This window comes from Micromonospora sp. NPDC050200, from assembly GCF_040656135.1.
Lineage (GTDB): Bacteria > Actinomycetota > Actinomycetes > Mycobacteriales > Micromonosporaceae > Micromonospora.
Window position 1 is genome coordinate 82,024 of sequence record NZ_JBFALG010000008.1, and the last position, 16,018, is coordinate 98,041.

12 protein-coding genes are annotated in these 16,018 nt (G+C 70.0%); 7 read left to right on the top strand and 5 right to left on the bottom strand.

Annotated features, from left to right (window positions below; translation table 11 throughout):
- Positions 1-82: 82 nt before the first annotated feature.
- The 4 genes from AB0I41_RS08140 to AB0I41_RS08155 all read left to right on the top strand — a co-directional run bounded on the left by AB0I41_RS08140 (position 83) and on the right by AB0I41_RS08155 (position 4,387).
- Complete coding sequence (locus AB0I41_RS08140) at positions 83-1,162, top strand: transporter substrate-binding domain-containing protein (RefSeq protein WP_357103357.1); 1,080 nt, start codon at positions 83-85, stop codon at positions 1,160-1,162.
- Complete coding sequence (locus AB0I41_RS08145) at positions 1,159-2,586, top strand: hypothetical protein (protein WP_357103359.1); 1,428 nt, start codon at positions 1,159-1,161, stop codon at positions 2,584-2,586. The genes AB0I41_RS08140 and AB0I41_RS08145 overlap by 4 nt, the downstream gene beginning before the upstream one ends.
- Entirely contained in the window at positions 2,583-3,869 is a 1,287-nt protein-coding gene (locus tag AB0I41_RS08150; protein ID WP_357103361.1) for an MFS transporter, read from the top strand. Before AB0I41_RS08145 ends, AB0I41_RS08150 begins: the two co-directional genes overlap by 4 nt.
- Before the next feature lie 104 nt (positions 3,870-3,973).
- Positions 3,974-4,387, top strand: a complete 414-nt coding sequence (locus tag AB0I41_RS08155) for a transposase (protein WP_357103364.1) — start codon at positions 3,974-3,976, stop codon at positions 4,385-4,387.
- A 67-nt stretch (positions 4,388-4,454) separates the two neighbouring features.
- Here the strand turns inward: AB0I41_RS08155 and AB0I41_RS08160 are convergent, their stop codons facing one another.
- Positions 4,455-5,141 carry an ABC transporter ATP-binding protein gene (locus AB0I41_RS08160; RefSeq protein ID WP_357103366.1) on the bottom strand — a complete coding sequence of 229 codons (687 nt, stop codon included), beginning with the start codon at positions 5,139-5,141 and terminating at the stop codon, positions 4,455-4,457.
- Entirely contained in the window at positions 5,138-6,202 is a 1,065-nt protein-coding gene (locus AB0I41_RS08165; RefSeq protein WP_357103369.1) for an ABC transporter permease, read from the bottom strand. Before AB0I41_RS08165 ends, AB0I41_RS08160 begins: the two co-directional genes overlap by 4 nt.
- Before the next feature lie 134 nt (positions 6,203-6,336).
- Between AB0I41_RS08165 and AB0I41_RS08170 the strand changes: the two genes are divergently transcribed.
- Both AB0I41_RS08170 and AB0I41_RS08175 read left to right on the top strand, forming a co-directional pair.
- The gene (locus tag AB0I41_RS08170) at positions 6,337-7,533 is read left to right on the top strand and encodes a sensor histidine kinase (RefSeq protein ID WP_357103372.1); all 1,197 of its coding nucleotides are present in this window, start codon (positions 6,337-6,339) and stop codon (positions 7,531-7,533) included.
- Positions 7,530-8,177, top strand: coding sequence for a response regulator transcription factor (locus tag AB0I41_RS08175; RefSeq protein WP_357103376.1), 648 nt, complete (start codon positions 7,530-7,532; stop codon positions 8,175-8,177). Before AB0I41_RS08170 ends, AB0I41_RS08175 begins: the two co-directional genes overlap by 4 nt.
- A 295-nt stretch (positions 8,178-8,472) precedes the next feature.
- On the opposite strand, the gene AB0I41_RS08180 is transcribed toward AB0I41_RS08175, so the two are convergent.
- Complete coding sequence (locus AB0I41_RS08180) at positions 8,473-8,877, bottom strand: hypothetical protein (RefSeq protein ID WP_357103380.1); 405 nt, start codon at positions 8,875-8,877, stop codon at positions 8,473-8,475.
- A 204-nt stretch (positions 8,878-9,081) separates the two neighbouring features.
- Between AB0I41_RS08180 and AB0I41_RS08185 the strand changes: the two genes are divergently transcribed.
- Positions 9,082-10,107, top strand: coding sequence for a helix-turn-helix domain-containing protein (locus tag AB0I41_RS08185; protein ID WP_357103383.1), 1,026 nt, complete (start codon positions 9,082-9,084; stop codon positions 10,105-10,107).
- Between the two features lie 66 nt (positions 10,108-10,173).
- Here the strand turns inward: AB0I41_RS08185 and AB0I41_RS08190 are convergent, their stop codons facing one another.
- A complete protein-coding gene (locus tag AB0I41_RS08190; protein WP_357103386.1) occupies positions 10,174-13,758 on the bottom strand; it encodes a S8 family serine peptidase in 3,585 nt (1,194 codons plus the stop codon).
- A 630-nt stretch (positions 13,759-14,388) separates the two neighbouring features.
- Positions 14,389-15,408, bottom strand: a complete 1,020-nt coding sequence (locus AB0I41_RS08195) for a hypothetical protein (RefSeq protein ID WP_357103389.1) — start codon at positions 15,406-15,408, stop codon at positions 14,389-14,391.
- Positions 15,409-16,018: the final 610 nt, after the last annotated feature.

Consider the following 16,018-nt stretch of genomic DNA (forward strand, 5'->3'; position numbering starts at 1 on the left):
AGCGCACTGGGCATCGGTCACCCGATCCACCCCTCGCCAACGGGCCCCGGGCCCCTGGTTCCGTCCAGCTAGGATGCGGATCATGACCCCGAACTGGCGCCGCCCGGCTCTGCTGCAGCCGTTCCGGGCCTGGGGATCGGTACTGGTGCTGCTCGTACTGGTGGTCGTGGCCGTGGCGATCGTGGCCGTCGGTCTGCGCCCGTCCCCCACCTCACCGGCCCGACCGGTGCTGGTCTCGACCGGCGCCTGGGCGCCGTTCGTCGGCCCGGAACTGCCCGACGGCGGGCCGGTCACGAAGTTGGTCGTCGAGGTGCTAAACCGGGCCGGCTACTCCCCCCAGGTCAGATACACGTCTTGGTCTCTGGCCGAGGACCAGGTCCGGTCCGGCGCCACCGTCGGGGCGTTTCCGCTGGTGAGCAGCGCGTCGCGGCGGAAGGACCTGCTCCTCTCCGAGTCGCTCATCGACTTCGAATACGTGCTCTTCTACGACCGTCGCGCGGGCGAGCCGCGGGTCACCACCGCCGCGGACCTGCGCGCCCTGCGTGTCGGCGGCATCAGCGGGTACGACTACTGGAACGACCTGGAGTCCGCGGTCCCCCGAATGGTGGAGTTCGGCTCGACCCGGGAAGGCGTCCAAGCGCTGGCGGACGGCCGGATTGACGTACTCGCCGAAGGGTTGCTCCCCGGCCAGGCGGCGCTGGCCGACCCGTCCTTCGCCGGGGACGCCCGCGACTTCGGCTACCTGCAAGGCGACAATCCGCTGGTGCACTCGGTGCAGGGCGTGTACTTCATGATGGCCAGAACCCCCGAGGCCGCGCCCGTGCTGGAGAAGTTCAACCGGGTGCTGGCGGAGCTCCGCCGGAGCACGGAATACGAGCAGTTCGTCGAGGGCCTCCAGCCGTCCGCGTTCCGGGACGTCACCCTGACCCCGGTGGGTGAGACCGGGCTGGTGGAGCTGCTCGACGACAAGGGCAACCTGGTGCTGGTCGCGCCGCAGGGCACGCGGGCCCAGGTGCTCACCTGGCCCGAGCAGTTCGTCCGCTCCGCCGGCACACCCCGCGGGCGGATTCTCGTTCGGGTAAAGGTCACCAACGGCCCGGCGCGAGGGCGGGTTCTGCACGTCGATGCCCGAGCCCTGCTGCTCGAAGCAAAGGCGTCATGACCCAGCTGCGGATCCTCGCTCCGGTGGTGGTGGACTACTACGCCGTGCCCGGCGCCTCGCTGCGCGATCCCCTCGGGTACGCGCGGTTCTGGGCCGCGCAGCAGCCGGCAGTCGACGAGCTGGTGAGAGTTCTCTCCCCCGCTTCCACGGACGAGCCCGGGCCATCGCCCCCGACCGTCGTGTTGGAGCACACCCGGACCACGAGCTCGCTGAACCTCTACCGCACCATCGACGACCACGCGGTCGAGCGCACCTTGTGGATCCTCACCGGCACGCTGCGCCCGGAGCACCTGCCGGACGGGTTCACCGGCGCCACCGACACCCTGCACCGCGGGGTCACCGAGATCAGCTTCCGCCTGTTCGACCACGGCCTGATGCTGCTGGAGATACTGACGGACGTGGGACCGCTCGCCGAGCACACCGACGGACTCGAAACCCACCTCGACGGCATCCAGGCCCGGGCGGTGGCGATGGGTGAGCAGGTGGCGCGCGAGGCTGTCCGCCGGTACGTGGACCCGGTGCTGGACCTGTTGCGCCGGGCCGACCGGGAGGAGCGGTTGGTCGTCGCGGCGACCCCGGCCGGCGACCCGGTAACGGTGGAGTTCGGCGAGGCGCTCTGGGTCACCCGTAGTCTCGTGGTCGACCCGTCCGAGCCGGGCGCCGAGCGGGCGGTGCGGCACTGGGTCAAGGACGTGGTAACGCCCGGGGACGACGGCGATCCGGCGGACCGACTGCTGAACGCCGACCTCCATCACCTCGTCCGCTGGCTGAACTACGTCTTCGTCGACCGGACCGGCGCGGGCGGCCGGATGCTGCCCGGTGACCCGTTCCGCGACCAGTGGGACGCGCTGCGGTACGCCCAGGTCTTCTACGGGGTGCTGGACCGGATCGACAGCCGGCTGTCGAAGATCCTCGCGGACTCGGCGGCGGCGGGCTCGCGGTGGGAACTCGAGCGGCTCAAGGGGCATCTGATGAGCCTGAGCCAACGGGCCGAGCTGATCATCATGGAGCGTTGGGAGCTGTCGAAGTACCTCAAGCGCGCCGTACGTGCGGAGATGGACGCGATCCTGGAGTTCTGGGACTACGAGAGCCTGCTCGAACAGCCGGTGCGGTTCAAGATCGGGATCTGCGAGCGCCAACTGGCGGAGCTCGCCGCCCGGCGTACGGCCCGTTCGGCGATGTTCACCGACCTCATCCTGTTGGGCATCGCGGTGACCTCGATCCTCGGCACGGCGTTGACGGTGACCGAGTTCGGCCGGTCGATCGCCAACGACCCCGAGATGGCGGCCTACGACCTCGGCAGATCCTCCATCGTGGAGTGGATCGCCGCGCAACCGGCCGACGCGATCGTCGTCTCCTCCGGGGTGGTGTCGGTGCTGCTGGTGATCCTGTACCTGTTCTTCCGGCGCGACAAAAGCGCATGAGAACGGCTCTGCGCAGTCGCCCGATCCGTACCTTCGCGATCACCCAGTTCCTGCTCGAGGTGCAGTTCTGGTTCCCGGTCTGGCTGATCTACCTGCTGGATCTGGGCTTTCCGCTGACGACGGCGGTGCTCGCCGACGGCGTGTTCCGGATCATCGTAGTGGTGTGCGAACTTCCCGTCGGGGTGGTCGCAGACCTGATCGGGCGACGCCGCACCTACCTGACCCTGGCCGCCGGCACGGTGCTGACGTTCGCCGCAATCACCCAGATCCAGTCCGTGGAGATGCTGTTCGGGGCATGGGTGCTCTGGGGCGTGCTCTGGGCGCTGACCTCCGGCGCGGCCAGCACCTACCTGTACGAACTGTGCGACCAGGACGAATTGGAGATCAGCCCGGCCAAGACCTTCGGACTGGTGCGGGCGGCGGGCAACGCATCCGTACTGCTCTCGCTCCTCGCGGCCGGCCACCTGTACGAGGTGGACCCCCGGTTGCCATTCGCCGTCACCGCCGCACTGGCTACGGTGGCGTTCCTGCTCGCGCTCACGCTGCCGGAGATCCGCGGGCCCCAGGTGGTCTCCACGTTGTCATCGGTGGTGGCGGACATCCGTCGCGCGGCAACCGATACCCGGATACGTCGGGCCGGGTGGCTGGGCATCCTCCTGCTGCTGTTCGGGTGGAGTGCCCGCATCCTGTTCCAGCCGCTGGCGCTCGAACTGGGCCTGCCCGCGAAGCTGACCGGATCGATGTACGCGGCGTTCGCCGCGGCCTCCGTGCTCGGTGGGTTGACGGCCGGGTACGTGGGGCGGTCGCACCGCCGGCCCGCCCTGGCCGCGGCGTTCCTGCTCGTCCTCGCCGCCCTGGTGGCCACCGGTCAGGTGCCGTGGCTGGGCCCGTTTCTGTTCCTGCCGTTGATGGGGTTCGGCTACGCCCTGGGCACGACCGTCTTGGAGGTGCTGACCAACGAGGTCACCCCGCCGGCGGTGCGGGCCCTGACGTTCGGCGTGATCAGTTGCCTGAGCGGGCTGGGCATCGCCGTGGCCCGCCCCGCGCTCGGGATCCTGGCGACGGACCACTCCACGTCGTTCGCGTTCCTGACGTGGGCCGGCGTCGGGGTGGTGTTGGTGGGCCTGGCGGTGCCGGGAATCCGCCGGCTGCACCCGGCGGCGGACATGCCCCTCGGCGGCCCGCCCGGCGGAGCCAGGCGTACCCAGCAGCGATTCCTCGGCCGCCCCGACCCACCACGTCGGCCTTCGCCTCGCCGGCGAACCCAGCAGCCATCCTCTTGACCGTCCGGCCTGAATTACCCCAAGACATACGCGGCCCGGTGACCAGCGCCTCACCTACACCAGGCAGACCTCACTTCACGGCCACGTGCATCCATCGTCTGTCTGTGCATGACCTACGGGAGATCGTCGACGCGATCTTGTACGTCAACCGCACCGGCATCGCCTGGGAGTACCTGCCGCACGACTTCCCTCCGTACAAGACCGTGCACTCCTACTTCACCCGTTGGGCTGCGGACGGCACCACCGAGACGATCCACGGACTGCTACGCGGGAAGGTCCGGCGGGCAGTGGGCCGCGACACGGAGCCCACTGCCGCGATCATCGACTCGCAGAGCGTCAAGACCAGCAGCAACGTGCCCGAATCCAGCCAGGGCATCGACGCCAGTCGTGACGTCAGCCGTTGCCCGAGCGGTGGGCCATCGAACGCACCAACGGCTGGCTCATGCTCCACCGTCGACTCGTCCGTGACTACAAAACATCACCAGAACACTCCCGTGCCCACATCCACTGGGCCATGATCGACAACATGAGCCAGCGCCTCACCCGCGGTATCAGGGATGCTCACCGGCGAGCTGCTCGGAGCTGTCATGCCGGGGCGGGCTGGGTGGCGATCACTCGTCCGTCCTGCATCGCCACCGTCCGGTCGGCCAGGTGCAGGTACTGCAGGTCGTGGGTGACCATGACGGTGGCCACCTGCTGCTCGTGGGTGATGTCGCGCAGCAGGGCCACGACCACCTCGCCGCGATCGTGATCAAGAGCGGAGGTGGGTTCGTCGACCAGCAGCAGGGCGGGACGTCCCATCAGCGCGCGGGCGACCCCGACGCGCTGGCGTTCCCCGCCGGAGAGTTGGTGTGGTCGCTTGTGCGCCTTGCCGCCGAGATCTACCCGGTCAAGCATCTGGCGGGCGCGAGCCTCAGCCGGGCGTCGGGATGCGCCGGACAGGTGCGCGACGAGCAGGAGCTGGTCGAGGGCGGTGAGTGAGGCCAGCAGGTTGGCCTGCTGGAAGACGAATCCGATGCGTTCCCGGCGGAGCCGGTCGCGGCCCTTCTGGTCAAGTGCGGTGACGTCGGTGTCCTCGATGCGTACGGTGCCGGATTCCGGGCTGGTCAGGGCGCCGGCGACGGCCAGCAGGCTGGACTTGCCGGAGCCGGACGGGCCGGTCACCGCCACTAGTTCACCTGGTGCGATCCGCAGGTTGACCGCGTTGAGCGCGACCAGGCGGCGGTCCCCGTCAGGGTAGGTGAGTCGGACATCGGTGAGGGTGAGAGTCATCGGGCTGCCCCCAGGGCGGTGAGCGGGTCGACGGTGCTGACCCGGCGGACGGAGAAGGCGGCGCCGAGCGCGCCGACGACGACCATCGCCGCGAGCGGGGTACCGACCGTGGTGGCGTTGAGGACGAACGGGACGACCCGGGCGGCCACCGCGCCCAGGCCGGCGGCGGCGCCGGCGCCGACGGCGGCGCCCACCAGCAGGACGATCCCGGCCTGAGTCAGGGCGTCGCGCAGCAGGTAGCCGCGGCTGCCGCCGAGCGCCCGGACCACGGCCAGGTCGGTGCCGCGCTGCATGGTCCAGACGGTGAAGAAGGCGCCGACGACCAGGGCGGAGACCGCCAGCAGCAGGCCACGCATCAGGTTGAGCGAGCCCTGCTCGGAGGCGTAGCCGCCGACCGCGGTGAACGCCTGGTCGCGGCTGACGGTCGTCATGCCGGTGGGGTCCGCAGCGGCGCTGGCCGCGTCGTCGCGGGTCGAGGCCACGGCGGTGATGGCGTCCGTCCGAGCCAGGTCGTGCCAGGTGCTGATCGGGGTGTACACGACGGGCAGGTGGTTGAACGAGGTGGTGGCCACGACCGCTGCCACCCTGACCCGCTGCCCGCCGACCGCGACGGTGTCGCCGACCGATACCGACTGCGCCTCGGCCAGATCGGTGGTGAGGGCCACCTCGGCGCCGGTCGGTGCCTGACCGTGCCGCAGTGCCGGGTACAACTCGGGATCGCCGCCGATCAGGGTCACCGTCGTGGCGCCGCCATCGGCTTGGAGGCGGGTGGTCGACACGCCGAGCGGCCACGCGGCGGTCACCCCTGGCTGCGCCGCCACGGTGGCGACCGCTTCCGCCGGTAGGCTGCTGGTGGCGAACGACACCTGTTGGCCGTCGGTCGGCCGCTGGAAGGAGATGCCGTCGACGGGAAGCGCCGCCACCGCCGATACGCTGGCCGCCCCCAATCCCGCGGTCAGCCCGGTCAGCAGAACCACCATCAACGTCATCAACGCGATGACGGTGCCCAGGAGGGCGAACCGGCCCCGGGCGAATCGAAGGTCACGTACCGCGATGAACATGCCACAAGCGTTCCCGCTGGCACCGCCGGTGCCATCGCACTGGGGCTGGGACGTGCAGAGACGAACGAGGCATGGGTAAACCCATCAAAAGTTGGGGGTCAGGCCGGGTGCCGGCCACTACCGTCGACAGAGCCATGAATCACCAGCAGCCGCGGGTCGCGGCGGTCACGCTGACCCTGCTACGTCGGGCCGAGCACGTCCTGTTCGTCGCGCTGCTGCTGATTGGTGCCGTACGCGCCGCGCGGTCCGGCCGTCCACCCGTCGGCCTGCTGATCACCGCGGTGGCGTCGGTGGCCCTGTGGTACCTGCTGGGCGTCGTACTCGCTCGGCGCGCTCGGCAGCCGGTGGTGGCTGGGCTGTGGTTCGCCGGGCTCACCGCCGGCTGGATCGCGCTGGCCGCGTTGTCGGTGGACTTCGTGTGGCTGGCGTTCGCCCTGTTCCTGCTGGCCATGCAGCTTCTCCCGCGGGTGCTCGGGCCTGTGGTCGTCGCGGGGCTGACTGCGGCGGCCGTCGCCGCGTTCTCGGCACATGAGGGCAGGCTGAGTCTGCCCGCGGTGCTCGGCCCGGTCATCGGCGCCAGCGTGGCCATCGTAATCATGACCGTCTACCGTGACCTCCGACAGCAGAACGAGCTGACCACGCGACTGCTTGCCGACATCACCGCCGCACAGGGCCAGCTCGCCGCCGCGCAGCGCCGTGCCGGCACTCTCGCCGAGCGGGACCGGCTCGCCGGCGAGATCCACGACACCGTCGCCCAGAGCCTGTCCACGATCGTCCTGCTGCTGAAGTCGGCCGCCGGCCGCTGGCCGGACGCCCCGGCGGCCGCCCACCGCCAACTGGACGCCGCCGTCGAGGCCGCGCAGTCCGCGTTGGAGGACGCGCGGCGGCTCATCCGCGCCCTCACCCCCGCCTCGCTGGCCGGCCGGCCGCTCACCGAGGCCCTCGGTCACCTCGTCGACGACGGCCGCCGGACTGGTCTCGACGCTCGCCTCACCGTCGACGGCCACCCCTACCCACTGCCCACCCCGGTGGAAGTCGCCCTGCTCCGTGCCGGACAGGAAGCCATCGCCAACGTTCGCGCACACGCCGCCGCCGACCGCGTGGACCTCACCCTCACCTTCCTGCCCGGGGCGGTCAGCCTCGACGTCGTCGACAACGGGCGGGGGTTCGACCCGGACCAGCCGCTCACCTCCACGAGCGGCACGGGTCTGGGCCTGGCCACCATGCGCCGCCGGCTGGCCGCTGTCGGTGGCACGCTCGTCGTCGAATCCGCTCCCGGACAGGGCACTGCGATCGGTGCTTCCATCCCTACCGAAGGGGAACCATCGTGACTCGCGCGCCCCGTCCGGCCGAGCCGCTCCGCGTGCTCATCGTCGACGATCACCCCATCGTCCGTCGCGGGCTGCGGGCGGCGCTGGATGCCGATCCGGGCATCACGGTCGTCGGGGAGGCCGCCACCGGCGTCGACGCGATCGCACAGGCCGAAGCCACCACTCCTGACGTGGTCCTCATGGACCTGCACCTGGGCCCGGTTGTCAACGGCGCGGAAGTCACCCGGCGGATCCTGGCCCACCCCCGGCCACCACGGGTGCTGGTGCTGACGACCTACGACAGTGACGCCGACATCCTGCCCGCCATCACCGCCGGCGCCACGGGATACCTGCTCAAGGACACCGAACCTGACGACCTGCTGGCCGCCATCCGCTCCGCCGCAGCGGGCGAGACCGTACTCGCCCCCGCCATCGCCGCCCGCCTGATCAACCGCGTACGCGCTCCCGGGCGGGCGCTGACCGCGCGCGAGATCCAGATCCTGCAGATGGTCGGCGAGGGCCACACCAACCACGCCATCGCCCGGGCCATGTTCATCACCGAGGCCACCGTCAAGTCCCACCTAGTCCAGGTGTTCAGCAAGCTCGGCGTCGACAACCGCACCGCCGCCGTCGCCGAAGGCCGCCGCCGCGGCATCATCCCCTGAGCAGGCGCGGCACCGGTTGCGGCTGGTCATATCCGTCCGGTGCCGCAGCCGCCGGTCGCCAGGCGGTGCCGTCGTCGTCGGAGACCGCGATCTCCACACCCTGGATCGCGCCGACCTTCGGTGCATGTGGTGGCGTTAAGAGGGCATCTGATTCACGTATTTTGTGAGTGATGCACGCGTCGGCGTGAGAGTATCGGTGTAACCCTTGTGCTGCGGGAACACCCACCGTCGCCGATCGCCGGCGCGCCGTTGCTGACAGTAAAACACGCTCTGGCCATAGGGAACGCCGTAACGTTCAGTTCTTCGGCCGCCTCTGCAGCCCGACCACGCCGACGAAGACCAGGCTCAACGCAACCACGATGTCCACAAGCACCGGGTTGACGTGCCAGTCCGCGACCGCCGAGGTGAACAGGGTGAGCTGCGCGCAGGCGTCGAGGAGGTGCTCGAGGTGTGCCGGCCGCCGCTCGGCGGTCACCGCCTGCCGTGCGGATGAAGCGATCAGCGCGGCGATCGCGGTGACCTCCGGGAAGATCGCGGCCATGAACAGCGACCGCCGGTAGCCGGCCGGCATGAGCAGGTCGAGACGCTGCTCCCACCGTAGCCAAGGAGGGTGGTGTGGTGCGCTGAACCGCAGGTCCAGGCAGATACGGGTCGCCGAGACGGTCGTGTCGAAGGTGACCGCCCAACCGTGCCGGCGCACAGGTACTCGTCGTGGGCGACCAGCCGCCGCACCTGGCCCGGCGGTTGGCGCGGCTGGTGGCGCGGGCAATGTTGGTGTCGCCATTGGTGCGGTGGTGGCCTTGGCGTCGGCCGGTGTCGCGGGAGACCGGGCAGTTCGCGTGGACCGAAGCGGCGGCGGGATCCCGAGCATCACCCCCACCGCCGTCCTTCGTACAGTCCCGGTGTGGACGATGATGGTGGCCAGCCGGAAACAGCGCTCGCACCGGCTGGCCTTGGGCCGCTGGATGAGCAGGCGTACCGGCTGCTCGTCCAGCTGGCCCGTGCCCACCCTGCCGATCTGGCCGAACGGATGGCGGTAACACGCGAGCGGGCAGTGACGCTGCTGGAGGCGCTGCGCCTCAAGGGCTTGGCCGCCATCGAGCACGACGATGAACAGACCTATCGGGCCTTGCCTCCGGAGGTGGCGTTGGGGCCTACGCTGCTGCACCGCCAAGCATCAATCGAGGCGGCGCGTCAGGCCGTGGCCCAGTTGGCCGAGATGTACCGGACCAACGCCCGGCGCCACGACTCGTCCCAACTCGTCGAGGTGGTGGCCGGCGGGCATGCGCTGCGCGAGCGGATCCGGCTGTTGCAGGACACCGCCCGCACCGAGATGCTCTGGTTTTGCAAAGCCAATCCGGTGGCCATGTCCAGTGCGGAAAACACCGAGGAGTTCAGCGCTCTGGACCGCGGGGTGCGGTATCGGGTCATCTACGAACGGGCCCTGCTCGACGAACCTGGCATGCTCGACAGCGTCGCCGAAGGCATCCGCCGGGGGGAGGAGGCCCGCATGTTGCCCCAGCTACCGGTACGGTTGGCCGTCGCTGACGGGTCGACCGCGCTCTGTCCGCTGGTGCCCTTTATCGAGAGTGGCCGTGACGAACCGACCGCTGCCGTGATCGGCCGGAGCCAGCTGCTCGACGCGCTGATGGCGCTGTTCGAAAGCTACTGGGATCGGGCCACCCCGGTACGGCTGAGCGCCGACGGCACCACCGGTGAACGTGCCGACCCGGCGAGGGTTGGCCCAGACGAGGATGAGCGTTACCTGCTCTCCCTCCTGGTGGCGGGCGTGCCGGACAAGTCGATCGCCTCACAGCTATGCGTTAGCCGGCGCACAGTTCAACGCCGGGTGGAGCGGCTGATGGCGTTGGCCGATGTCGACACCCGACCCGGGCTGGCCTACCAGGCAGCACGCCGGGGTTGGATCTGAGGTCACCCTTGTCGCCCGGAGGGTTGATCAGGACGCCGACGCGTCGACGTCCTGATCAACCTTCGGTCAGCGCAGCCCGTACGCTCGCAGGATCGTCTGGGTGACCTCGTTCCCGTCGGCATCGGCGCCATGCACCCGCAGCGAGACCGTGCCGGTGCCCGGCGGCACGACCGCGTGGAAGACGCCGCCCTCGCTCGCGACCTTCACCGAGCGCCACGTCGCCCCTTCGTCGAACGACACGTCGACCCCGACGCTGCCCCCGCGCGGAGCCGCCAACCCGTCCTGGTTGCGCAGCGTGATACCGATGATGTGCGGGTGTGCCCCGGGCACCGTTCCGGCCAGGTCGGCCGGAATAGAGTAGTCGAGTTGCAGCAGCGGCAGTGGCCGCGGTTGTTCCGGGTCACCGTCCGGGCGCCCGGACCGGAAGTCCCACGCCGTCTGTGTGCGCGTCGCCCACTGCCACTCCTTGGACGCCCGCTGCGTGGTCAACTCCAGCCGATATGACGCGTCGGCTGCCATCGTGGGCACATCCCGCCGCGCATCGGGCAACTCGGCGAGCACGGCACCGTCGCGCAACAGTCGTGCCGACACCAGATCGCGCTCACCGCCGCCGCCCGCCAGCGTGTAGTGGCCGGCGGCGTCGACGAATTCCGGTACACGCAGGGCCAGGATGTCGCCACGGCGGGTCGACGCCAGGCCCGCGATACCGCTGGGCGACGCCGGACGCACCACCGGGGTGAACCAGTCCTCGCGGGTGCGGCTGTCGCCTTGGTAGCTGCGGGGCGCGTCGCGCATCCCAACGCCGAGCGGGTTCATCTCATCCCAGGTGTAGTAGTGAGCCACCCGGTGCTGCCACACCGAGTCACCGGCGGAAACCCACTCCTCGCGCTCCCCGCCCGTCCGCACCATGCGCTGGGTGTCGTTCCACGAGTACGTCTGCCAGGGGCGCCAGCCGAAGCGCTGCTCCTTGGCCCACTCATCCCCGCCGGTGTTGGCGTACCTGGTGATGATCCGCGCCGAGTTCTCCGCGGTCACTCGATGGACGACCTGCGGAGGGATCCGGCCCTGCTCCACATGGAACACGTCGTAGAGGTAGGGACTGGACACGGTGAGGGTGAGGTTGAGCATCGGCTTTCCCGCCGTGGCGGCGGCCTTCAGGCGCTGGCCGTCGTCGTTGGCGACCACCATCGCCGGGATCGGCTCCCGGGCGCCGATCGGCCGCCACACCGTCCATGCGGAACGGGTTGCCGGGCGCACGATCAGCGCGACCGCAGCTCCGGCCGCTGCCGCGGCAGCCACCTGGTTGCTCTCGGAGCGGCCCTCCGCACTGTCCATGAGCACCGCGGCTCCGCGTGCGCCGGCAGCGGTCAACTCCGCGTCGGTGCCGGTGCCGGCCCAGACCAGCGGGAAGTTGCGGCCACCCTCGAAAGCTGGTGAGCGGTGCAGCAGGTTGATGTCCAGCGGCCCAGACACGCCGGACACCTGGGCGCTCACCATGGGCGCGACGAGTTGCCATCGGGAGGCGAATTCGTAGTCACCGTCAGTGACGGGGTCGGTGGGCGTCACGTTGACCTGCTGCACGGTGCTGAAATGCATGACCCCGTGGCTGATGCTCCGCCCGTTACCGAACGTGCGATGTACGTAGTAACTCAGCACCGCCTGCTGCTCTGCGGGTTTCGGTGTCTGGATGGTGATCGGGGTCCCCTTGCGGGCGTCGATGACCACCTCGAGGTCCCGGGTGACCTTCAACTGTGGGTCGGTGATCAGTGTGGCCTGTGGGTCAAGTGGCCCACCGTCCGAGATCAGGCCGTGCAGCAGGTAGTTGCCCTCCTCGACCTCGACGGTCCGGGGCTTGCCCTTTTGAATCCAGGACACCACGTCCGAGCGCTGGTCGGCACCGTGCAGGGCGACCACGGACACGCTCGTGTCCGCGCCGCTGCGGTCCACCCCGCGCAGGGTCACGGTGTGCTTGGGTCCATCAAGGGTCACCGCCAGGGCAGTGGTGGTCAGCACCCCGCCAGCGCCGTTGGCCGTGAGCCAACCGCCGTGCCGTCCACGGGTCAGCTTGGCTGGGTCGATCGTGACCGGCACCTGCCGGCTCGTGCCCGCGGGCACGACGATCTGGTCGGCGCCGAGCGCGATAGCGTCCTGGTCTGCAGCGTGAGAGTCGAGGTTCTCCAGGCGCGCGGCAAGCGACAGCGTCACCGCGCTATCCCCAGCGTTGGTGACGGAGACCTGCCGGGTGATCGGCGCCTCGGCCGGCGCGGTGTCGGTATGCAGCCCGAAGTTGAGCACTGCGGTGGCGTGCACCTGCTGGGCAGTCGCCCGCGCCACGTCGACCCGGCCGGCGCCCTGCTGATGCACGGTCAGGGCGGCATTGGTGCGAGCCGTGCTCACCAGCGCGTCCTTGAGTTGCGCGGCGTTCCAGTCAGGGTGACGCTGGGCGAGGATCGCCGCCGCGCCGGCCACGTGCGGCGCAGCCATCGATGTGCCGGACGCCGCGGTGTAGTACGCGTCGACCGGCGTTCCCATCGCGGTACCGGCGGCCCGCGCCGCGACGATCCCGACACCCGGTGCGGTGATTTCCGGCTTCACCGCATAATCACCCAACCGCGGACCCCGACTGGAGAAACTCGCGAGGCTCTCGTCGCGGTCCACCGCGCCGACGGTGAGAGCGGCATCGGCCGCACCCGGGGTGCCCACGGTCGACTCCTCCCCCTCGTTGCCTGCCGAGACGACGAAGAGGGTGCCACTGCTCGCGGTGAGCCGGTTGACCGCCTCACTCAACGGGTCGGTGCCATCGGTGGCACTCCCGCCAAGGCTCATGTTGACCACGTCGGCTCCGGAACTGACCGCCCACTCCATTCCGGCGATGATCCACGACTCGTAGCCGGAGCCAGTGTCGTTCAGCACCTTACCGATGAGCAGGTTCGCCCCTGGTGCGACGCCCTTGCGTCGACCGTCCGAGGCGGCGCCGGTGCCGGCGATCGTGTCAGCGACGTGCGTCCCGTGCCCGAACTTGTCGGCGGTCGTGGCGCTGTTGGAGAAGTTCTTCGTCTCGCTGATCTTTCCAGCGAAGTCGGGGTGTGTCGCGTCGATGCCGGTGTCCAGTACCGCCACCGTGACACCGTCGCCGTCGTACCCCGACGCCCACGCTGCCGGAGCGCCGATCTGCGACACGCTACGGTCGAGCGTCGGCTCCACCCGCCCATCGAGCCAGATCTGCGCGATGCCGGACCCCAGTTTCGGCGTGTCCACGCCGAACGATCGGACGCCTGGGCTGCCGCCGGCCGCCGCCCGCCAGAACCCGGTCAGCCCGTCCTTGTCCTCGACGACCGCGGAGGCGCCGATGCTGTCCAGCCTGGAGACACGCCGTGCCCCGGCTATCGTCTGCTCGCCGGTCTCCCGGTAGCGAATGATCAGTGGGAGGTTTGGCGCCACATCGTCCCCGTAGCCCTGCTCGATGAGCTCCTGTACGTCGAACAGGTCGCCGTCGAGAACGCCGGTGGACACGTACGGCACGACGTCGCTGGGCAGTACGCGCAGGCCGCTGTCGGCTTCCAGGGTGTGGAAGGTGATCTCTTCCCGGCCAGGCGCCGGCCGGACCGAGGCGGCGTACTTGCCGGGCGAGGCCTCGACCAGCTCCACCACGTCGCCCGTTATCAGGGTGACGCGGGACGGGGTAGCGGTCACGGTGGTGCCGCTACCTCCTGCCGGGGGCGGTGGCGCTGCGTCGGCGGGAACGCCCACCGCCAGGACGCCGACCAACGCCACGGCCGTCCAGCGTAAGAGCCGGTTCATCGTGCTACTCCTCTGCTCAGCGAAGCTGGCAACCACTGTTGACACCACCGGAGTCTCCTCGCCGACACGATGGTGGTCACTAGGCGCCAGGTGCCACAGAGGCGACATGTCACCAAGTGGACACGCCCCGGGCAGGCAAGCTCGACGGCTCGTCCAGACCGTGCAGCCAGTCGGAGATCTGGCGCGACGACGGCGCCCGCGCCGGTGCGACCACCGGCGTCGCGGACCGCCGGCAGGCGCGGTGCCGGGTCGGGTGGGCACCGAGGTCGGCTGGACAGCGGATGGCCCTGACACTGCCTCGGGTGCCCAGTGCCGCCGCAGGCGGTACGGGCGCGCCGGGAGTGCGCCAGACCTGGCGCACTCCCAACGGCATCGGGGGTGCCAATGCCCTTCCCGCACATCCCGGGCACCGCTCGCGGTGCTGCGAAGACTGCGTGTGCGCCCGGGCGCCTGCGGCCGACTCAGCCGGCCCACGACCCGTCAGTCGACGACGGGTGGCGCCGTCTTCGCCGCGGCCGCCAGGGCCGCCGCCGCAGCGGCGTACGGGTTGTAGGTGTACGTCCGAGACAGGCTGCCCGGGATCGTGAAGTACTCGACGGACAGCTTCGCCGGATCGGTGGCGATCTCGCCCCGGGCGGGCAGGTCGTCGCCGTCGTCCCAGCCCCACGGCGCGTTGGCCGAGTTGATCGAGCAGTCGAGCGCACCCACGCCACAGTCGCCGGAGTCGTCACCGGCGAAGGTACCGAGGTTCGCGAACAGGCTGGTGTTGGCCCGCTGCGCCCACAGGCCGTCACTGGCGAAGATGTCGATGAGCTTGTACCGCACGTTACGGTCGTTGCCGCTGCTCGGCGTCTCCGCCACAGTCGACGGGTAGTACACGATGCCGTCGCCGTTGATGTCGTACTGTGGGTACGCCTTCAGGCCGTGACCCTTTGCCTCCTGCGCAGTCACCGGGTGCAGGAACGCGTCGTGCGGCGACGCCTGGAGTTTCAGGGTGCCGTCGACGCTTTCCCGGCCGCTCGTCCAGGTGCTCCCGGCCGGGGTGTACGAGAAGAAGTTCGTGTGCGCCACGGTGACCGCGGAGCGCAGCACCCCGTACGTGGATCCGTCCCGCTGGATCGCGAGCAGCAGGCCCTCGCCGTCGTTCTCGTGTTCGGTGTCGAAAAAGGTGTCCGTCCAGTCCCGTGGGTGGAAGAACAGGTACGTGACGTACCAGTGCGTGCTCGTCTCCAGCACGGAGTAGTAGGCGTGCGCGGCGAACGAGACGCCCGCCTGGCCGGCGCGGTCCCAGTTGTTGCGCCCGTTGAGATCGCCGTCGAAGTCGACTTTGGTGATGTAGTCGGACTTGCCACCGAGCGCATGGCTGCCGGTGACGTCGACGTCCTGGTAGTGGATCGGCGCCCAGCGCAGCGCCAACTGCTCCCTGGTGACCGCCGCGCTCGCCGGTGCGGGCACCGCGAGCCCCGCCGTCACGAGCGCCGCAGCCGCTACGGTCGCCACCAGAGATCTCCCAGTGATCCTGCTTCTGTTGAGCATGTGAGCTCCCACATCCGGAAGTACGGATAGACCGATAACAATCTATCTTGTCCGCGGCCCCCGGCACGTGCCCGGCTGGCAAAGAAGGATCAACGGTGGTGCCGCTGGGGATGACCGACCGTCGTGACCCGCCTGGACGGCCGTAGGTACAAACTGGACGACGACACGCAGAACCCGGCCTTCTGTGAGGCGAACCGACACCCGTACCGCACGGCTTCGGGGCGCACGGACGGCTCACCTCCAGCCCCGCCCACACCGGCCGGGGAACACCTCTTCCCCCCCCTCGTACGGTCGGAAGATCGCCAGGATGCCGGGTTACCGGCCAGACGTTCACCCGGACGTCCCCGTCGTAAGCCGAGGCGGGCAACCTGGCGTACGGCTGTCTCCTCCGGGTCGAGCGCCGGCTGGGCCCGGCCGAGGAAGTCCTCACGGACGGACGGCCCGGGCAGCGCCCGTAGCGCGCCGTTGCGCGGGGCGACCGCCGGGGCCACTGCGCCACCAACCCAAGCTGGTGGGATCGGCGGACGGGCATACTCGGGACCGGTACGGCGGTGGCCGCCATGCCTGATTGGCT